General features: G+C 60.0%; 10 protein-coding genes and 2 tRNA genes. 8 read left to right on the top strand and 4 right to left on the bottom strand.

The annotated features are described in order from the left end of the window. The first annotated feature begins 123 nt into the window (after nucleotides 1–123). Complete coding sequence (locus H8F21_RS23140) at nucleotides 124–1,512, top strand: DNA recombination protein RmuC (protein WP_203585436.1); 1,389 nt, start codon at nucleotides 124–126, stop codon at nucleotides 1,510–1,512. Here H8F21_RS23140 and H8F21_RS23145 read toward each other — a convergent pair. Next, nucleotides 1,484–4,957 (bottom strand): hybrid sensor histidine kinase/response regulator, encoded by a 3,474-nt coding sequence (locus H8F21_RS23145; protein ID WP_203479618.1) that lies wholly within the window; start codon nucleotides 4,955–4,957, stop codon nucleotides 1,484–1,486. The two genes, H8F21_RS23140 and H8F21_RS23145, sit on opposite strands and share 29 nt — an antisense overlap. A 224-nt stretch (nucleotides 4,958–5,181) precedes the next feature. Beyond that, nucleotides 5,182–6,375 (bottom strand): MFS transporter, encoded by a 1,194-nt coding sequence (locus tag H8F21_RS23150; protein WP_203585412.1) that lies wholly within the window; start codon nucleotides 6,373–6,375, stop codon nucleotides 5,182–5,184. Nucleotides 6,376–6,560: 185 nt separating this feature from the next. Here H8F21_RS23150 and H8F21_RS23155 point away from each other — a divergent pair, with 185 nt between their 5' ends. Both H8F21_RS23155 and H8F21_RS23160 read left to right on the top strand, forming a co-directional pair. Next, nucleotides 6,561–7,706, top strand: coding sequence for a TDT family transporter (locus tag H8F21_RS23155; RefSeq protein WP_203543023.1), 1,146 nt, complete (start codon nucleotides 6,561–6,563; stop codon nucleotides 7,704–7,706). A 79-nt stretch (nucleotides 7,707–7,785) separates the two neighbouring features. Beyond that, on the top strand, nucleotides 7,786–9,660 hold the full coding sequence (locus H8F21_RS23160; RefSeq protein WP_203585413.1) for an MFS transporter: 1,875 nt from the start codon (nucleotides 7,786–7,788) through the stop codon (nucleotides 9,658–9,660). Nucleotides 9,661–9,675: 15 nt separating this feature from the next. Here H8F21_RS23160 and sugE read toward each other — a convergent pair whose 3' ends face one another. After that, the gene (gene sugE / locus H8F21_RS23165; protein WP_203479614.1) at nucleotides 9,676–9,993 is read right to left on the bottom strand and encodes a quaternary ammonium compound efflux SMR transporter SugE; all 318 of its coding nucleotides are present in this window, start codon (nucleotides 9,991–9,993) and stop codon (nucleotides 9,676–9,678) included. Nucleotides 9,994–10,155: 162 nt separating this feature from the next. Continuing rightward, the gene (gene rdgC / locus H8F21_RS23170) at nucleotides 10,156–11,076 is read right to left on the bottom strand and encodes a recombination-associated protein RdgC (protein ID WP_136475014.1); all 921 of its coding nucleotides are present in this window, start codon (nucleotides 11,074–11,076) and stop codon (nucleotides 10,156–10,158) included. Nucleotides 11,077–11,236: 160 nt separating this feature from the next. On the opposite strand from rdgC, the gene H8F21_RS23175 reads away from it, so the two are divergent. The 5 genes from H8F21_RS23175 to nirD all read left to right on the top strand — a co-directional run bounded on the left by H8F21_RS23175 (nucleotide 11,237) and on the right by nirD (nucleotide 18,753). Next, nucleotides 11,237–11,312, top strand: a tRNA-Val gene (locus H8F21_RS23175). A gap of 13 nt (nucleotides 11,313–11,325) precedes the next feature. Then, nucleotides 11,326–11,402: transfer RNA gene (locus tag H8F21_RS23180), tRNA-Asp, on the top strand. A gap of 366 nt (nucleotides 11,403–11,768) precedes the next feature. After that, nucleotides 11,769–15,560 carry a bifunctional nitrate reductase/sulfite reductase flavoprotein subunit alpha gene (locus tag H8F21_RS23185; protein WP_203585414.1) on the top strand — a complete coding sequence of 1,264 codons (3,792 nt, stop codon included), beginning with the start codon at nucleotides 11,769–11,771 and terminating at the stop codon, nucleotides 15,558–15,560. Between the two features lie 272 nt (nucleotides 15,561–15,832). Next, nucleotides 15,833–18,388 carry a nitrite reductase large subunit NirB gene (gene nirB / locus H8F21_RS23190; protein ID WP_203543020.1) on the top strand — a complete coding sequence of 852 codons (2,556 nt, stop codon included), beginning with the start codon at nucleotides 15,833–15,835 and terminating at the stop codon, nucleotides 18,386–18,388. After that, entirely contained in the window at nucleotides 18,388–18,753 is a 366-nt protein-coding gene (gene nirD / locus H8F21_RS23195; protein ID WP_203543019.1) for a nitrite reductase small subunit NirD, read from the top strand. The genes nirB and nirD overlap by 1 nt, the downstream gene beginning before the upstream one ends. The last annotated feature ends 48 nt before the right edge of the window (nucleotides 18,754–18,801 follow it).

The raw sequence follows: 18,801 nt of genomic DNA on the forward strand, positions 1-18,801 counted from the left end.
CGGGTGGCAATTGCGTTAGATCTGACCAGTATCGTGCTGGGTATCGTGGCGGCCGCGGTGCCATGTCTGGGCTGGGTGTTCCAGCAGCAACGGCGTCAGGCCGCGCGCGATGCGCAGGCTGCGTTGTTGGAGGAGCGCTTGAGCAGCGCACAGTTGGCCCAGGAAGGTTTGCTCGCCCAACTTGATGCCTGCCGCGACGAAATCAGTGACCTGAGCCAGGCCAATGCCGCCAAGCAGGCGACACTTGCGGCGCAAGCTCGGGAGCTGGAGTTGCTGCAGATCGAGCGTGACAATGCCCGCGACGCCAGTCATGCCTGGCAGATCGAACGTAACGCCCGGGAGGCAGAGCTACGCCGCCTGGACGCGCACAGTGCGGCCTTGGCTGCTGAGCTGCGTGAGCAGCAGGAAAGCCACCAGCAGCGTCTCAACGACCTTCAGGGCTCTCGGGATGAGCTGCGGGCGCAGTTCGCCGAGATGGCTACGAAGATCTTCGACGAACGTGAGCAACGTTTCGCCCAGACCAGCCATCAGCACCTGGGGCAATTGCTCGATCCGTTGAAAGAGCGTATCCAGGCGTTTGAAAAGCGCGTCGAGGACAGCTATCAGCAGGAAGCCCGCGAGCGTTTCTCCCTGGCCAAGGAACTGGAGCGCCTGCAACAGCTGAACTTGCGCCTCAGTGACGAAGCGACCAACCTGACCCAGGCGTTGAAAGGCCAGAAAACCCAAGGCAACTGGGGCGAATTGATTCTGGAGCGCGTGCTGGAGCACGCGGGCCTTGAGAAAGGCCGTGAATACCAGACCCAGGTCAATCTGAAGAGCGCCGACGGTGAGCGTTTTCAGCCCGACGTGTTGATCATGCTGCCTGGCGACAAACAGGTTGTGGTCGATTCCAAGGTCAGCCTGACGGCCTATCAGCAATATGTTGCCGCGGATGACAGCGACATCGCCCAGGCCGCGCTCAAGCAGCATGTGCTGTCGTTGCGCAATCATGTCAAAGGCTTGTCCGGCAAGGACTACAACCGCCTGGAAGGCTTACATAGCCTGGATTTCGTCTTGCTCTTCGTGCCGATCGAGGCTGCATTCTCCGCCGCCCTGCAGGCCGAACCGAACTTGTTCCAGGAAGCCTTCGACCGCCAGATTGTGATTGTCAGCCCAACAACACTGTTGGCCACCCTGAGGGTGATCGACAGCCTGTGGAAGCAGGAACGCCAAAGCCAGAATGCGCGGGAGATTGCCGAGCGTGCCGGCTGGCTGTACGACAAGTTCGTGTTGTTCATCCAGGATCTGGACGAACTCGGCAGTCGCTTGCAACAGGTAGATAAGGCCTACAGTGCGGCGCGCAACAAGCTCTGCGAGGGGCGTGGCAATCTGATCAGCCGCAGCGAGCAGCTTAAATTGCTGGGTGCGCGAGCCAGCAAAAGCCTTCCGGCAGATTTGCTGGAGCGGGCCATGAGCGAAGGCGACCCGTTGGCCGCCAGTGCTCTTACTGGACCAGACTCAGGTGTCGATTGAGCAGGGCACGCAACGCGGCTGGCTTGACCGGCTTGGCCAGGTAGTCAAGGCCTGCAGCATGCACTTGCGCCACGGTTTCGCTGCGACCGTCGGCGCTGATCACCACACCAGGAACGGGTTCGCCAAGGCTTTTGCGTAGCCAGGCCATCAATTCTGTGCCGGTATCGCCTTCGTCCAGATGATAGTCGACCAGGACCAGGTGCGGGCGCAGGCCTTCTTCCAGGAGCGCCTGGCATTCATCGCGGTTACGGGCTGTCCAGACTTGGCAGCCCCAGCGGCTGAGCAGGCTGTTCATACCAATCAGAATGCTGTCTTCGTTGTCCACGCACAGCACCTGCAAACCTGCCAGGGGTTGACCGGCTTGCTCGGTCGGCGCGGTGACAGCGGCGGCCGGCGTGGTCGCCAGCGGTACGCTGACCCGGAAGACACTGCCCTTACCGGGCCAGGAACGTACTTCCAGGGTGTGGCCAAGTACGCGGCACAGGCCGTCAGCGATGGCCAGGCCCAGGCCCAGGCCTTTTTCCGCACGCGTCTGGTGACTGTCCAGGCGCTTGAACTCTTCGAAAATCACTTGCAGCTTGTCGTCGGCAATCCCGGGGCCACGGTCCCAGACTTCCAGCCACAACTTGCCGGCGTTGCGGCGCACCCCCAGTAGAATCGGGCCCTTGCCGTAGCGGAAGGCGTTGGTCAGGAAGTTCTGCAGGATGCGCCGCAGCAACTTCATGTCACTGTGCACCCGCAGGCGGCTGCCGCGCACGCGAAAGTCCAGGCCTTGTTGCTGGGCCAGGACTTTGAACTCGGCGCCCAGGGTATCGAACAGCTCGTTAAGGGCGAACGGCTTGGGATCGGGATTGATCTTGCCGTTTTCCAGGCGCGAAATGTCGAGCAGATCACTGATCAATTCTTCTGCCGAGCGCAACGAGCTGTCCAGATGCTGGACCAACTGCTGGGCGTCCGCTGACAGCCCGTCGCCTTGATGGGAGAGGGCAGCGGAGAACAGCCGTGCAGCGTTCAAGGGCTGCATCAGGTCATGACTTACGGCAGCCAGGAAGCGGGTTTTCGACTGGTTGGCGGATTCGGCGTGGCTCTTTGCCTCGGTCAGCGCCTGGTTCAATTGCGAAAGCTCCTGGGTACGCTCCGAGACCCGTTGCTCAAGGCCTTCGTTGGCATCCTTGAGCGCTTGCTCGGCTTCGCGGAACGGGGTGATGTCGGTGAAACTCATGACAAAGCCGCCGCCAGGCATCGGATTGCCGATCAGCTCGATGACGCGACCGTTGGGAAACAGCCGCTCCGAGGTATGCGCGCGGCCTTGACGCATCCAGTGCAGGCGGCGGGCTACATGAACCTGGGCTTCACCCGGCCCGCAAAGACCACGCTCGGCGTTGTAGCGGATGATATCGGCAATCGGTCTGCCGACACTGATAAGACCGTCCGGGTAGTTGAACAGCTCCAGATACCGGCGATTCCAGGCTACCAGCAGCAGGTTCTGGTCGACCACGCTGATACCCTGGCTGATGTTTTCGATGGCGCCTTGCAGCAGTGCGCGGTTGAACTGCAGGACTTCCGAGGCTTCGTCGGCAATGCGCACGACATCCTCAAGCTGCATATCGCGGCCTTCGATGGCCGCCTTGACCACTGCTCGGGTCGAGGACGCACCCAGCACGCCCGCCAGCAAGCGCTCGGTGTGCTCGATCCAGTCACCGTCGGCATTCTGGTTGGGGTTGAAACCCTTGCCCTGGCGGTAGGCAAAGCGGATGAAACTCTGGCGCGCGCGTTCCTCACCGACAAAACGCGCGGCAAGGTGCAGCAGGTCGTCAATTTGCACCGCCAGCAGCGAGCGACTGTTGGGGCGGGCGCTGGTTTGCTGGCCGATAAACCGGCCGGCCTGCCAGTGTTCGGAAACGCGGGTGCGCGACAGGATCGAGACCCAGGCAAACAGCGTGAAGTTACCCGCCAGCGACAGCACAACACCTTGGGTCAGTGGTGTGATTGGCAGGTTCAATGGGTTGCCATGTAGCCACGCCAGGCCAGGAAACAGGTCCAGTGACCAGCCCAGGCTGTGGGCGGCGATCGGCAGGACCAGGGTATAGAACCAGAGGAAAATCCCCGCTGCCAAGCCTGCGAACACGCCCCGGCGGTTGGCCTGTTTCCAGTACAGGGCGCCGAGCATTGCTGGCGTCAGTTGGGTTACGGCGGCAAAGGCGACCTGGCCGATGGTGGCCAGACTGGCAGTGGAACCGAGCAGTCGATAGCTGACATAGGCCAGCAGGAGGATGGCGACAATGGTCACCCGGCGTACCGACAGCATCCAGTGGCGGAACACCTCGAATGGGCGCTCGGCGTTGTTGCGCCGCAACAACCACGGCAGCAGCATGTCGTTGGAAACCATGGTCGACAGGGCCACGGCTTCAACGATAACCATACCGGTGGCGGCCGAGGCGCCGCCGATAAACGCCAGCAGCGCCAGGGCCGGATGCGCTTCGGCCAGCGGCAGGCTGATGACGAACGAGTCGGGGATTACCCCTGGCAGGAGCATTTGTCCGGCCAGGGCAATAGGCACCACGAACAGCGCCGCAAGAATCAGGTACGTCGGGAATACCCAGCGCGCCAGGCGCAGATCCTGTGGTTCAATGTTTTCGACCACGGTGACGTGGAACTGTCGCGGCAGGCAGATGATCGCCATCATCGCCACCCCGGTCTGGACCACCATCGATGGCCAATTGACGGTTTCGTTCCAGAAACCTTCCAGGCGCGGTGCCAATTTCGCCTGGCTGAACAGGTCGTCGAAGCCGTCATACAGGTAAAAAGTAACGAAGATACCAACGGCAAGGAACGCCAGCAGTTTGACCATCGATTCGAAGGCGATGGCCAGGACCATGCCACGGTGGTGTTCGGTGACATCCAGGCTGCGGGTACCGAACACGATGGAGAACAGCGCCAGTACCAGCGAGACCACCAACGCAGTGTCTTGTACGCGGCTGCCGGTGGCGTCGGCGCTGGCGCCGATCAGCAGGTTCACGCCAAGCACGATGCCTTTGAGTTGCAAGGCAATGTACGGCAGCACGCCCACCAGGCAGATCAGCGCCACCACCACCGCCAGTGACTGCGACTTGCCGTAGCGGGCGGCGATAAAGTCAGCAATCGAGGTAATGTTTTCCTGTTTGCTGATCAGCACCATTTTCTGCAGCACCCAGGGTGCAAACAGCAGCAACAGCACAGGGCCCAGGTAGATGGGCAGGAAGGCCCAGAGTTGTTCGGCGGATTGGCCGACAGCGCCGAAGAACGTCCAGCTGGTGCAGTACACCGCCAGCGATAAGCTGTACACCCAGGCGCGCAGACGCGGTGGCAACGGCGTTTTACGGCGGTCACCATAGAATGCGATAGCGAACATGATGGCCATATAGGCCAGGGCGACCACGGCGATCAGCCCACTGGACAGCGACATGACTACTCCGAAACAAAAAAATGCTAGAGCCGTCGGCGTAACGGCGAATCTTGATCAATCAGTCTGGCACGCCGTTGACGCTTCGTCAGCGCCGACGATGGTAGCAGTGGCAGAGCGTCGCAGGTTCGCGGATGACTGGGTCATTATTCTTATCGGGGCGGGTAGACCACGATCAACATCAAACGCAGATTGTGATGCCTGCCGCGATCGGGTCTTGCGCCTATTCAGGCTGTTGTGCCGTTGTTTCCTTTGGCGCCCAGGTAATAGAACAGTGCCGCCAGGCACACAGAGCCAATCAGCAGGTAGAACGTGGCCACGGGCACCAGGTGCGCAAGAGCGAAGCCGCAAATTACCGGGCCCAGGGCAGCACCGAGGTTGGACAGGTTTTGTGCACCGTAATAAACCCCACGCAGGTGTTCGGGGGCGATGCTGTCGATAAACATGTATTCAGCCGGAATCACGATGATTTCACCCAGGGTGAACACCAGCATTGCCAGGCACCAGGCCAACAGCGACTGGGCCAGGGAAAAGCCAAGCAGGCCGGCCAGGAACAATGCCATGCCGGCCAGCAGCCAGGGCATCAGTTGGCGGCTGCTGATGCGCCGGCCGATCACATATTGCAGGGCGATGACAGTGACCGCGTTGGTGGCTACCAAATAACTGATATACCGGGCTGCTTCGCTGGCGCTGCTGGTGACTACCAGGTACTGCGACAGGTAAGCGGTGAATTGTCCGAACACCACGGCACTGAGCGCGCCGCCGAGGGTAAAGCAGATTAGCCGGCGGTCTTTGAGCAGTTGCCCACCCACACTGAGAAAGCCCGTCTGCGGGCCGTTATCCAGATTTGCCCGCGCCGAGCGCTCGCCCCAGCGCCGATAGAGCAGGCACATGACCAGGCCCAACAGTGCAGATACCAGAAAGGGCAGGTGATCATCGAGCAGTATCAGCGCCACGCCAACGAATGGCCCAACCGCGTAAGCCACGTTGCTCAAGGTGTATTTGATCGAGAACACCTCGGAGCGCTCATCCAGTGGTAGCAGTGCACAGAATCCAGCCTTGGCGGCAATGTCGACAACCGCCAATGCCAGGTTGATCAGAACCAGGCTGATAAAGAACAGGCTCAGCTCACGGCTGACCACCGCAGTAATGAAAGCCCCGGTGAACACCAGGGTCGAGGCGATGATCACCGTATAGCTGCGCAGGGTATCGATGAGGTAGCCGCCATACAGGCTCAACAGCGACGCAACAATCAACGCGCCGCCAATCATCAAGCCGATGCCGCTGATATCCAGGGAAAAGTTTTGCGCCAGGTAGACCACCAGGTAGGGCAGGGTGATTGCACGGGCGAGTGTCAATACAAAAGTGGTGGCCAGCAATAGGCGCACCTGCGGGCTGTAGCGTATTGCGGCGGCGAGCATTTTTACGTCCTTGTTGTTCGTGCGATAAGCCGACAAGTGTGAAGCATACGCTCGGTAATCAAAGGCTGAACAGGGGGTTTTTATATCTTCAAAATAGATAACACATAGCTGAAATACCCGTTTTATAGATAATAATTTTCACCCTAGGATGATCCCACGTCACCGGCCAACAGGAGACCTTGATCATGCCGTGCTTGCAACCCAACGCATCCCCCCTCAGACCCTTGCGCCACCTGGCGCATCCGCGTGAGGTGATCCGTCAGTTCACCCCCAACTGGTTCGCCGCAACCATGGGCACCGGAGTGTTGTCCCTGGCGCTCATGCAGGTAGGCATTAACAGTCTGCAGGGGCTGGCGCAGGCGTTGTGGTGGCTGACCATTGCCCTGTTTTTACTGTTTAGCGGCTTGTACGCTGCACGCTGGATCATGTTTTTCCATGAGGCACGGCAGATTTTTGCCCATTCAACGGTGTCGATGTTCTTCGGCACTATTCCGATGGGCCTGGCGACCATCCTCAATGGATTCCTGGTATTTGGCATCGATCGCTGGGGCGAAGGGATCGTGCCCTGGATCGAGGCGATGTGGTGGTTCGATGTTGGCCTGGCGCTGCTTTGCGGCGTATCGATCCCTTACCTGATGTTCACCCGCCAGGAGCACAGCATTGATCAGATGACTGCTGTCTGGTTGCTGCCAGTGGTCGCCGCGGAGGTTGCTGCTGCCAGTGGAGGCCAGTTGGCGCCGCACTTGGTCGATGCCCACAGCCAGTTTCAGGTGCTGGTGACCAGCTATGTGCTGTGGGCGGTATCGCTGCCGGTAGCCTTCAGCATTCTGACCATTCTCATGCTGCGTATGGCCTTGCACAAACTACCTGCTGCGAACATGGCGGCGTCCAGCTGGCTGGCACTCGGTCCTATCGGTACCGGCGCTCTGGGCATGTTGCTGCTGGGGGCTGATGCACCCGCGATCTTTGCCGCCAACGGCTTTGGCAATCTGGGTGACATCGCCCAAGGCCTGGGCTTGATCGCCGGGATCGTGCTGTGGGGCGCAGGCTTGTGGTGGTTGCTCACTGCGGTGCTGATCACTTGGCGCTACATGCGCCATGGCATGCCGTTCAATCTGGGCTGGTGGGGCTTCACCTTCCCGCTGGGTGTCTACAGCCTGGCTACCCTCAAACTCGGTGCCTGGTTGGGGCTGGCCTTCTTCCAGCACATGGGGCTGGTGCTGGTGGTCGCGCTGGTCGCATTGTGGTTGATGGTTTCCAGTCTGACCTTGCGCGGCGCCTGGCGTGGTGAGTTGTTCGCCTCGCCGTGTATTGCCAGCTTACATAAGTAGGTTGTAATTACCTGGGTGGTTGTGGCTTTGTGCGGGTTGCGTGCCTCCAATGACAAAGCCCCACTCAGGTACACGGACGATGAGTCAAACTTCGCAATTCAGTCTTCTTGGCAAAAAGCGATTTTTGCCATTCTTCATTACCCAGTCGCTCGGGGCCTTCAACGACAACCTGTTCAAGCAATCGTTGATCCTGGCCATTCTCTACAAGTTGGCCCTCGAGGGTGATCGCTCGATCTGGATCAACCTCTGCGCCTTGTTGTTCATCCTGCCGTTTTTCCTGTTCTCCGCCCTGGCCGGGCAGTTTGGCGAGAAGTATCCCAAGGACGCCTTGATTCGACTGATCAAGCTGGCCGAAATTGGCATCATGGCAGTGGGCGCCATCGGTTTTCTCACCAACCATCTGGCGCTGATGCTCCTGGCGCTGTTCGCCATGGGCACCCATTCGGCGCTGTTCGGGCCGGTCAAATACTCGATCCTGCCCCAGGCCCTGCGAGAGCAGGAGTTGGTGGGCGGCAATGGCCTGGTTGAGATGGGCACCTTCCTGGCGATTCTGGCCGGTACCATCGGCGCTGGAGTCATGATGTCCAGCAGTCACTATGCGCCTGTGGTTGCCACGGCGGTGGTCGCGGTGGCTGTGCTCGGCTACCTGTCCAGCCAGTGGATTCCACGGGCCAGTGCAGCGTCGCCGCAGATGAAGCTGGACTGGAACATTTTCACGCAGTCCTGGGCCACCTTGCGCCTGGGACTGGGGCAGACACCAGCAGTGTCTCGCTCGATTGTCGGCAACTCCTGGTTCTGGTTTGTCGGGGCCATCTACCTCACGCAGATTCCGGCCTACGCCAAGGATTGGTTGCACGGTGACGAAACCGTGGTCACCTTGGTGCTGACCCTGTTTTCCGTCGGCATCGCCCTGGGTTCACTGTTGTGCGAACGCCTCAGCGGTCACAAGGTGGAAATCGGCCTGGTGCCTTTCGGCTCCTTTGGCCTGACCCTGTTTGGTTTGCTCTGGTGGTGGCATTCCGGGGATGTGCCTGCAGCAGCGACGCCTTATGACTGGTTGACGCTTCTGGGTATGCCGCAGGCCTGGTGGATACTGCTGTCTATTGTGGGCCTGGGGGTATTTGGTGGGTTCTATATTGTGCCCCTGTACGCCTTGATCCAATCGCGTACCGCGGTCAATGAGCGCTCACGCGTGATTGCTGCGAACAACATTCTCAATGCGTTGTTCATGGTGGTGTCGGCAATTGTCACCATCGTCCTGCTGAGCGTGGTGGAGCTGACTATTCCCCAGCTGTTCCTGGTGGTGTCGCTGCTCAACATCGGCGTCAACGCCTACATCTTCCGGATTGTTCCTGAGTTCACCATGCGCTTCATGATTTGGTTACTCAGCCATTCCATGTACCGGGTCGAGCATCGAGACCTGCAACAAATTCCGGAGGAAGGAGCGGCACTGCTGGTGTGCAATCATGTGTCGTTTGTTGATGCGTTGTTGATAGGTGGCGCAGTGCGACGGCCGATTCGCTTTGTCATGTACTACAAGATCTTCCAGCTGCCGGTACTCAACTTTATTTTTCGCACCGCAGGCGCCATCCCTATTGCCGGACGCAACGAAGACGCAGAAATCTATGAGCAGGCGTTCAAGCAGATTGCCGCCTACCTGGCTGAAGGCGAGCTGGTGTGTATTTTTCCCGAGGGCAAGCTGACCAGCGATGGCGAGATTGATGAATTCAAGGGTGGCTTGAGCCGAATCATCGAGCAGACACCGGTACCGGTGATCCCGATGGCCTTGCAGGGTTTGTGGGGAAGTTTCTTCAGCCGTGATCCGGCCAAGGGCTTTTTTCACCGCTTGTGGTCGCGGGTAACCCTGGTAGCCGGTACTGCCATCCCGGTAGAGACAGCAGAACCGGCCTTGTTGCGCGAGCGGGTCAGCCAGTTGCGTGGCGACGTGCGCTAACAGGCGAGCTCAAGGTCAGCTGGCGCTGACCTTGAGGCCGACCAGGCCTGCGACAATAAGGGCGACACTGGCCAGGCGCATAAGCGCCATGGACTCGCCAAACAGGATAATCCCGGCGATCACCGTGCCGATCGCACCCACCCCGGTCCAGATCGCATACGCGGTGCCCAGCGGCAGCTCCTTCATTGCCAACCCGAGCAAGCCGAGGCTGACCAGCATGGCAGCGACAGTCAGCACGGTGGGCAATGGGCGAGTGAAGCCGTCGGTGTATTTGAGGCCGACCGCCCAGCCAACTTCAAACAGACCAGCGAAAAACAGAATGATCCAGGACATGCAGTATCTCCATCGAATGATGGGGCCGTCCCCGTAATGGTCACGCGTTGCGTCGTGAGGTCGTCCTCACCGTTCGGCAGCTTAAGGCTGCAAGTTTCAAGCTTCAAGTAAAGGCATGCAATACGCAGGACATGCCTTCACTTGGTGCTTGAAGCTTTAGGCTTATATGCCCTGCGGAATGTCTTCGCCGCCCAATGCCTCGAACAGCGCCGGCAGGAAATCGCCAAAGGTCAGCATCATCAGGGTAAAGCTGGCGTCGAGCTGGCCCAGGGCTTCTTCGCCGCCGTCTTCTTCGGCCTGGTCTTGCAGCAGTTCTTCGAAGCGCAGGCGTTTGATGACCATCTTGTCGTCGAGTACGAACGACAGTTTGTCCTGCCAGGCCAGTGACAGCTGGGTCACTACCTTGCCGGTACCCAAGTGCAGCTGGATTTCGTCGCTGGTCAGATCCTGACGCTTGCAGCGCACGATGCCACCGTCTTCATGGGTGTCACGCAGTTCGCATTCGTCCAGTACATAGAAGTCAGGCGCTGCTTGTTGGGTCTTGACCCAATCGGTCATGGTTGCGCTCGGGGCAATCTTTACGGTTACCGGGCGTACGGGCAGCGAGCCCATTACTTCACGCAGGGTCGAGAGCAGGTCTTCGGCACGTTTGGCGCTGGCCGAGTTGACCAGGATCAGGCCCTGCTTGGGAGCGATGGCGGCGAAGATCATCGAGCGGCGAATAAAGGCCCGTGGCAAGAAAGCCTGGATGATCTCGTCCTTGATCTGGTCGCGCTCCTTCTTATAGACCTTGCGCATTTGTTCAGCTTCGATTTCGTCGATCTTCTCTTTCACCGCATCGCGTACCACGCTGCCTGGAAGAATACGTTCTTCCTTGCGCGCCGCGATCAGCAGAAAGTCACCGCTGACGTGAACCAGAGGTGCATCTTCGCCTTTGCCGAACGGGGCGACGAAGCCGTAAGTGGTCAACTCCTGGCTGGCGCAAGGGCGCGCCGGCTTGCTGGCCAGAGCGGTTTCCAGTGCTTCGGGATCGAACGGGACATCCTGGGTCAGGCGGTAGGTCAGCAGGTTTTTGAACCACATGGGGTGAAGCTCTCCTTAATACATAGGCGGGCATTATTCTCCGAGCAGGCACCCAAGGCCAACCCCGCGCTAAGTCTTTGGAACGCCTGAAAAATTTTTTTAAAAAAGTGCTTGCCAGAGTGTTCGGTGCTCCGTAGAATGCGCGCCACACCGAGACGAAGGGTGATTAGCTCAGCCGGGAGAGCATCTGCCTTACAAGCAGAGGGTCGGCGGTTCGATCCCGTCATCACCCACCACTCAGTGTATAGCGCAGCGGTAGTTCAGTCGGTTAGAATACCGGCCTGTCACGCCGGGGGTCGCGGGTTCGAGTCCCGTCCGCTGCGCCATATTTAGCTTCAGGGCCCACTGAACACCCTGAAGCAACAAAGAAAGTGACCTTAGGGTCGCTTTTTTTGTGCCTGGAATTTTTCCAGACTCCACCAGCACGCTGGTACGCCATTGCTTTCTCCGTGCCAGCATGGGCCGAGTTGGTGCGCGCATACCCAAGGCAGTGCAAAAGTTGCGCTGCGCGCTTGAGCAAATCGCGGGCTCATGCGGCGCCTGCGGTTCTGGCGCGACCCTTGCTTTAGCTTGAACATTCGGCAATCAACGCAGATTGCCCCGTTCACGACAAAGGCGCCGTGTTGCCCCGCTTGTTTTTCAAGCCGGGGCAGCAGGGCGCCTTTTTGTTTGCGCAAGCAGGAGGTCGGCAGATGAGCAGCACCAGTGTGCGTAGCGTTTGCCCTTATTGTGGGGTCGGGTGTGGCATTGTCATGTCGGTTGAGGGCAACCGGGTGACCAAGATCAGTGGTGACAAGCAGCATCCGAGCAATTTCGGGCGCTTGTGCACCAAAGGGTTGACAGCGCATTTGCCGTTGCGCGATTCAGGTCGTATGGAGCACGCCTTCCTGCGCAACGAGCGCCAGCGCGATCCGGTGCAGACAGCCATCGATGTCGCCATTGAGCAGACGGCGCTGCGCTTGCGTGCAATCATCGACGAGCACGGGCCAGACGCCCTGGGGTTCTATGTCTCCGGCCAGATGTCGCTGGAGGCCCAGTACCTGATCAACAAACTGGCCAAAGGCTTTATCCGTAGCCGACACATCGAGTCCAATTCGCGTCTGTGCATGGCCAGCGCCAGCAGTGGCTACAAGCAATCGCTGGGCGCCGACGGACCACCGGGCAGCTACCAGGACATTGATCGCGCCGACGTGTTCTTCGTCATCGGCGCGAACATGGCCGACTGTCATCCGATTCTCTTTCTGCGCCTGCTTGATCGGCTCAAGGCCGGGGCTCGACTGATCGTTGTCGATCCGCGGCGGAGTGCGACCGCCGACAAGGCCGACCTGTTCCTGCAGATCAAGCCGGGCACCGATCTGGCGCTGCTCAATGGCCTGCTGTATTTGCTCAGGCACAAGGGCCACTGTGACCACGCCTTCATCGCGCGCTACACCGAAGGCTGGGAAGCCATGGCGGACTTTCTCGAGGATTACACCCCCGAGCGCGTCGCGGCCATCACCGGCCTTGCCGAGGCGGACATTCGTCAGGCCGCCGACTGGATCGGCCAGGCGCCGGAGTGGATGAGCTGCTGGACCATGGGCCTGAACCAGAGCATTCATGGTACCTGGCAGACCAACGCACTGTGCAATTTGCACCTGGCCACTGGCGCAATCTGTCGGCCCGGTAGCGGGCCGTTCTCCCTGACCGGCCAGCCCAACGCCATGGGCGGGCGCGAGATGGGCTACATGGGCGCGGGCCTGCCCGGTCAGCGCTCAGCTTTGCTCGACAGTGATCGGGCTTTTGTCGAGCAGCTCTGGCAAGTGCCTGCTGGCAGTCTGCGCCGTGAAGCGGGGGATGGCACCGTGGCCTTGTTCGAGCAATTGGCTGCGGGGCAGATCAAGGCGTGCTGGATTATTTGCAGCAACCCGGTGGCCAGCGTTGCCAATCGCCAGCAGGTGATCGATGGATTGCGCAAGGCAGCGCTGGTGATCACCCAGGATGCCTTTCTCGATACCGAAACCAACCGCTACGCCGATATCCTCCTGCCCGCGGCGCTTTGGGCCGAAGGCGAAGGGGTGATGATCAACTCCGAGCGCAACCTGACTTTGATGAGCAAGGCCGTAGAGCCTGCGGGTGACAGCTTGCCGGACTGGCAAATCATCGCCCGGGTTGCTTGTGCCATGGGCTACGCCGAGGCCTTCAGCTACGAAAATGCCGAGGCTGTGTTCGATGAAATCCGCCGCGCCTGGAATCCCGCGACGGGCTACGATGTGCGTGGGATCAGCTATACCGCCTTGCGCCAGGCGCCTCGGCAGTGGCCGTGCGAACCCGGGCGCACAGACACGCGCAGCCCGCTGCGCTATCGCAACGACGGCATCAGCCAGACGCTGTACCGCGATACTCAAGGGCATGCACCGAGCATTGCCTTTCCCACCAGCAGCGCCAAGGCGCGTTTCTTTGCGCGTCCGTGCCTGCCTGCTGCCGAGTTGCCGGATGATGAGTTTGTCCTGGTGCTCAATACCGGCCGGGTCCAGCATCAATGGCACACGCTGACCAAGACCGGCAAGGTTGGCGCACTGAACAAGCTTGATCCAGGCCCCTTTGTGGAAATTCATCCGGAAGATGCCACACGCCTGGGGATCGCTGAAAAAGACCAGGTGCAAATACGTTCTCGACGGGGTCGGGCAGTATTACCGGCACGAATCACCACGCGGGTGCTGCCGGGCAATTGCTTTGCCCCCTTTCATTGGAACGATGTCTACGGTGAAAACCTGGCAATTAACGCACTGACCAGTGACGCCGTTGATCCTGACTCGCTGCAACCTGCTTTCAAATACTGCGCAGTGGCGTTAAGCCGGGTAGCAGGTGAGCGCATAAAGGCAGTTGAAATTGAGCAGCCGCCTGTTTCGATGCAAGACCAGCATTTGTTGCTCTGGGCCTCGCAAACCGGCAACGGCCAGGCCCTTGCCGAACAGTGCGCAGCGCGCTTGCGCGAAGTGGGGCTGGCGGTGCAGTTGAGCTGCATGGAAGATGTAGCGCTGGCGCAACTCGATAGCCCCGCTAGTCTGCTGTTGATCGCCAGTACGTTTGGTGACGGCGATGCGCCAGATTCAGGCGCCGGTTTTTGGCAGGACCTGCATGGCGAGCATTCGCAACGCTGTGCCGGGCTGCCCTATGCGGTATTGGCCCTGGGCGATTCCAGCTACGAGCAGTTTTGTGGCTTTGGTCGCAAGCTGGACCAGCGCTTGTCCGAGGTGGGCGGCCAGCGCCTGCTGGCACGCGTCGATTGCGAGGGGGACTTCAGCGAGCCCGCCGGGCAATGGCTGCAGGCCTTGCTCAGCAAGCTCGGCCAGCAGGCGCCGCTGCTTGCTCTGCCTATGCCAGCGCCGGCGACCTCGGGTTTCAACAAGCACAAGCCGTTGCCGACCAGATTGGTGGGCAACCGCTTGCTGAACAGTCCAGGAGCGAGCAAGGAAACACGGCAGATAATCTTCGATTTGGCCGGTAGCGAAATGCGCTATCAGGCGGGTGATGCCTTGGGCGTGTGGCCGCGCAACTGCCCGGCGCTGGTGGATGAGTTGCTGACGGCGGCGGGGCTTGAGGGAGCCAGCCCTGTCAGCCTTAAAGGCAAGGCCGACATGGCGTTGTGCAGCGCCTTGAGCGAGCACCTGGAAATTGCCCGCATTACCCCGGCAATCCTCGAAGCCATTGCCCGACATAGCGGCGACTCAATGCTGACCGATCTGCTCAAGCCGCAAAACAAGGCGGCCCTCAAAGCGTGGCTGTGGGGCAAACAACTGATCGACCTGGTGCATGCTTTCCAGCCGCAATGGGACCAGGAAACCTGGTTGAGCCTGCTCAAACCCTTGCAGCCCCGGCTGTACTCGATCAGTTCAAGCCCCAAGCTGCATCCGGATCAGGTTCACCTGACCCTCTCCACCGTTCGCTACGGCCAGCGCAAAGGCGTTTGCTCCACCTACCTGGCCGATCGCGTTGCACAGGCAGAAGTGGCTATTTTCACCCAACCGACCGCCCATTTTCGCTTGCCCAAGGACAACACTGCGCCGGTGATCATGGTCGGCCCCGGCACTGGGGTAGCACCCTTTCGAGCGTTCTTGCAGGAGCGTCAGGCCGAGGCAGCCAAGGGGCGCAACTGGCTGCTGTTCGGCGAGCAAAAGGCTGCCAGCGATTTTTACTACCGGGACGAGTTGTTGAATTGGCAGCGCGAAGGGCATTTGCATCGGCTGGACACCGCGTTCTCCCGCGATCAGTCGGAAAAAATCTATGTGCAGCAACGCATGCTCGAGCAAGGCGCTGAGCTTTGGCGCTGGTTGGAGGAAGGGGGGCACTTTTATGTCTGTGGTGACGCCGAGCGCATGGCCCGTGACGTCGATGCGGCGCTCAGGCAGGTGATTACCAAGCATGGAGCGATGAACGTCGATCAGGCTGATGCCTACGTCGCTGAGATGAGTCGCAACAAGCGCTATCTGCGCGATGTGTATTGAGCGCCCCATAAGGGGGAGGGCTGCACCAGGCTGGGTCGGAAAGTGCGCTTGGCTGTAACCACAGGCCCCGGTTTCAGCGAGTTTGGCAGTTGGCACGCTCTCTGCTACTGCACTGTTACAACGTTCTGGCAGGTCAATGGCGATCTGCACCCTGAACTACATAAAACGACCAGGCAAAGGCGCCTGGAGCTTCGGCTCCAGGCGCCTTTTTGTTTTTCCGGGCTAGCCCCAGCAGCACAGCCACCGTGAATGGCCTTGAGTGAGGATCGGGTATGAATGCAGAAACTATTGTCCAGCGGCAGAAGTTGATCATCGTCGGCAACGGCATGGTCGGGCACCACTGCGTTGAGCAACTGATTGAGCGCAATGCGTTGAGCCGTTTCGAGGTGAGGGTGTTCGGCGAGGAGCGCCAGCGTGCCTACGACCGTGTTCACTTGTCCGAGTATTTCAGTGGCAGCGACGCTGAAGCCTTGGCCCTGGGCGATGCGAGCCTGTACGCCGACAGCGGCGTCAGCCTGCACTTGGGCGAAACGGTGCTGGAGATCGACCGCGAACGTTGCGAAGTGTTGACGTCGGCTGGACGCTACCGCTACGACCAACTGATCCTGGCCACCGGTTCCTACCCTTTCGTTCCACCGGTGGTTGGCTGCGAAGGGGCGTCGCGTCTGGTCTACCGCACCCTCGATGATCTGGATGGTATCCGCGCGGCGGCTGCCCATGCACGACGTGGCGTGGTGGTCGGCGGCGGGCTGCTGGGGCTTGAAGCTGCCAACGCCCTTAAGTCACTGGGGCTCGAAGCGCATGTGGTGGAGTTCGCACCACGCTTGATGCCGGTGCAGTTGGACAGCGAAGGTGGCGCAGCCCTGCGGGCGCAGATCGAGGCACTGGGGGTCGGTGTGCATGTCTCGCGCGGCACGCAAGCGGTGGTAACCGGTGAAGACTATCGCTACCGGATGAACTTCGAGGGTGGCGAATACCTGGAAACCGACCTGATCGTGTTTTCCGCCGGTATCCGTCCGCAGGATGCCTTGGGGCGCAGCAGCGGTTTGGAGATTGCCGCACGCGGTGGCGTGGTGATCGACAGTGATTGTCGCAGCAGCGACCCGCGCATTTTTGCCATTGGCGAATGCGCATCGTGGAACGGCAGCGTGTTCGGCCTCGTAGCGCCGGGCTACAGCATGGCGCGTAACGTCGCGGCGACGCTGATGGGGGATGCGGCCGCCCGCTTCAAGGGTGCCGACATGTCGACCAAGCTCAAGTTGCTCGGCGTTGACGTCGGTTCGATCGGCGATGCCCACGGCGCAACACCCGGGGCGCGCAGCTACCGCTTCATCGATGAAGCCAACTCGGCGTACCGCCGCCTGGTCGTGGATGCCTCGGGCAAACGCGTGCTGGGCGCGGTGCTGGTAGGCGATAACAGCTATTACGACACCTTGCTGCAATACGTGCAGAACGCAATTGCCCTGCCGGCTGATCCCGCGGCCTTGATTCTGCCGCAAGTGTCCGGGGCGCCGACCCTCGGTGCCGATGCCCTGCCGGACACTGCGACCATCTGCTCCTGCCACAACGTCAGCAAAGGCGCGATCTGCGGCGCCATCGACGAGGGGTGTGGCGAACTGGCTGCCCTCAAGCAACAGACCAAGGCGTGTACCGGTTGCGGTGGTTGCGCGGCATTGCTCAAGCAAGTCTTTGAGCATGAGCTGATTGCTCGGGGTGTCAGTGTCGACAAGAGCCTGTGCGAACACTTTGCCTACACGCGCCAAGAGTTGTATGCCCTGGTACGCGTTGAGGGCATCCTCAGTTTTGACGAAATGCTCGCCAAGCATGGTCGCGGCCATGTCGGTTGCGACATCTGCAAGCCCACGGTCGGCTCCATCCTCGCATCGTGCTGGAACCAGCCCATCATGGACGCATCGCTGGTGCCGTTGCAGGACACCAACGACACCTTCATGGCCAACATGCAAAAGAATGGTACCTATTCGGTTGTGCCGCGAATTCCTGGCGGTGAAATTACCCCGGACAAGCTCATCGTCATCGGTGAGGTGGCGAAAAAATACGACCTCTACACCAAGATTACCGGTGGCCAGCGCATCGATCTTTTTGGCGCGCAATTGCATGAGTTGCCGGCGATCTGGAGTGAATTGATCGAAGCCGGCTTCGAAACCGGCCACGCCTACGGCAAGTCCACGCGCACGGTAAAGTCCTGTGTCGGCAGTACCTGGTGCCGCTATGGCGTGCAAGACAGCGTAAAAATGGCCCTGCTCCTGGAAGACCGCTACAAGGGCCTGCGCTCGCCGCACAAACTCAAGTTCGCCGTCTCTGGCTGCACCCGCGAATGTGCCGAAGCGCAGAGTAAGGATATTGGTGTAATCGCCACCGAGAAGGGCTGGAACCTGTACATCTGTGGCAATGGCGGCATGCGTCCGCGCCATGCCGAGCTGTTCGCCACTGACCTGGATGATGCCGGGCTGATTCGTCTCATCGATCGGGTACTGATGTTCTACATTCGCACCGCCGACAAATTGCAGCGTACCTCGGTGTGGCGCGAGAGCCTGGAAGGCGGCTTGAACTATCTGAAACAGGTCATTATCGAAGATTCACTAGGCCTGGCTGCCGAGCTGGAAGCTCAGATGCAGTTAGTGGTCGATCGCTACGAATGTGAATGGGCCAATGCTCTCAAGGATCCCGAGAAGCTCAAGCGCTTTCGCACTTTCGTCAATGACCATCGCCCAGACCCCGGCGTGCATTTTGTTCGTGAGCGTGGTCAACGCCGCCCCATTGCCGCCGCAGAGCTTCACTTGATCCCGACCACTGAAGAGGTGCTGTGATGAGTCTGTCCAATGCTGCTGTAAACCTGCAAACCCAAGACTGGCAAGCGGTGTGCAACCGCCAGGACCTGGTTGCGCAATCGGGCGTGGTTGTCTGGTTCGAAGGCCGGCAGGTGGCGCTGTTCTACCTGCCTGAGGAGCAAACACCCCTGTTTGCTATCGACAACCACGACCCCAAGTCAGGCGCCAATGTGATCGGTCGCGGTCTGATCGGGCACATCAAAGGCGAGTTGGTGGTTGCAGCGCCCTTGTACAAACAGCATTTCAGCCTGCGCGATGGTCACTGCCTGGAAGATGCGCAGCAGGGCCTGCAAGTGTGGCCGGTGCGGATTCGCGGTGACCAGGTAGAGATCGGCGTGCAGTAACAGCAGGTTCATCCGGCGAAAGCAGTCGCAGGCTGGTCAGGGCCTCGA

Origin of the sequence: Pseudomonas arcuscaelestis, assembly GCF_016881005.1 — a bacterium.
In the GTDB taxonomy this organism is placed as follows: Bacteria; Pseudomonadota; Gammaproteobacteria; order Pseudomonadales; family Pseudomonadaceae; genus Aquipseudomonas; species Aquipseudomonas arcuscaelestis.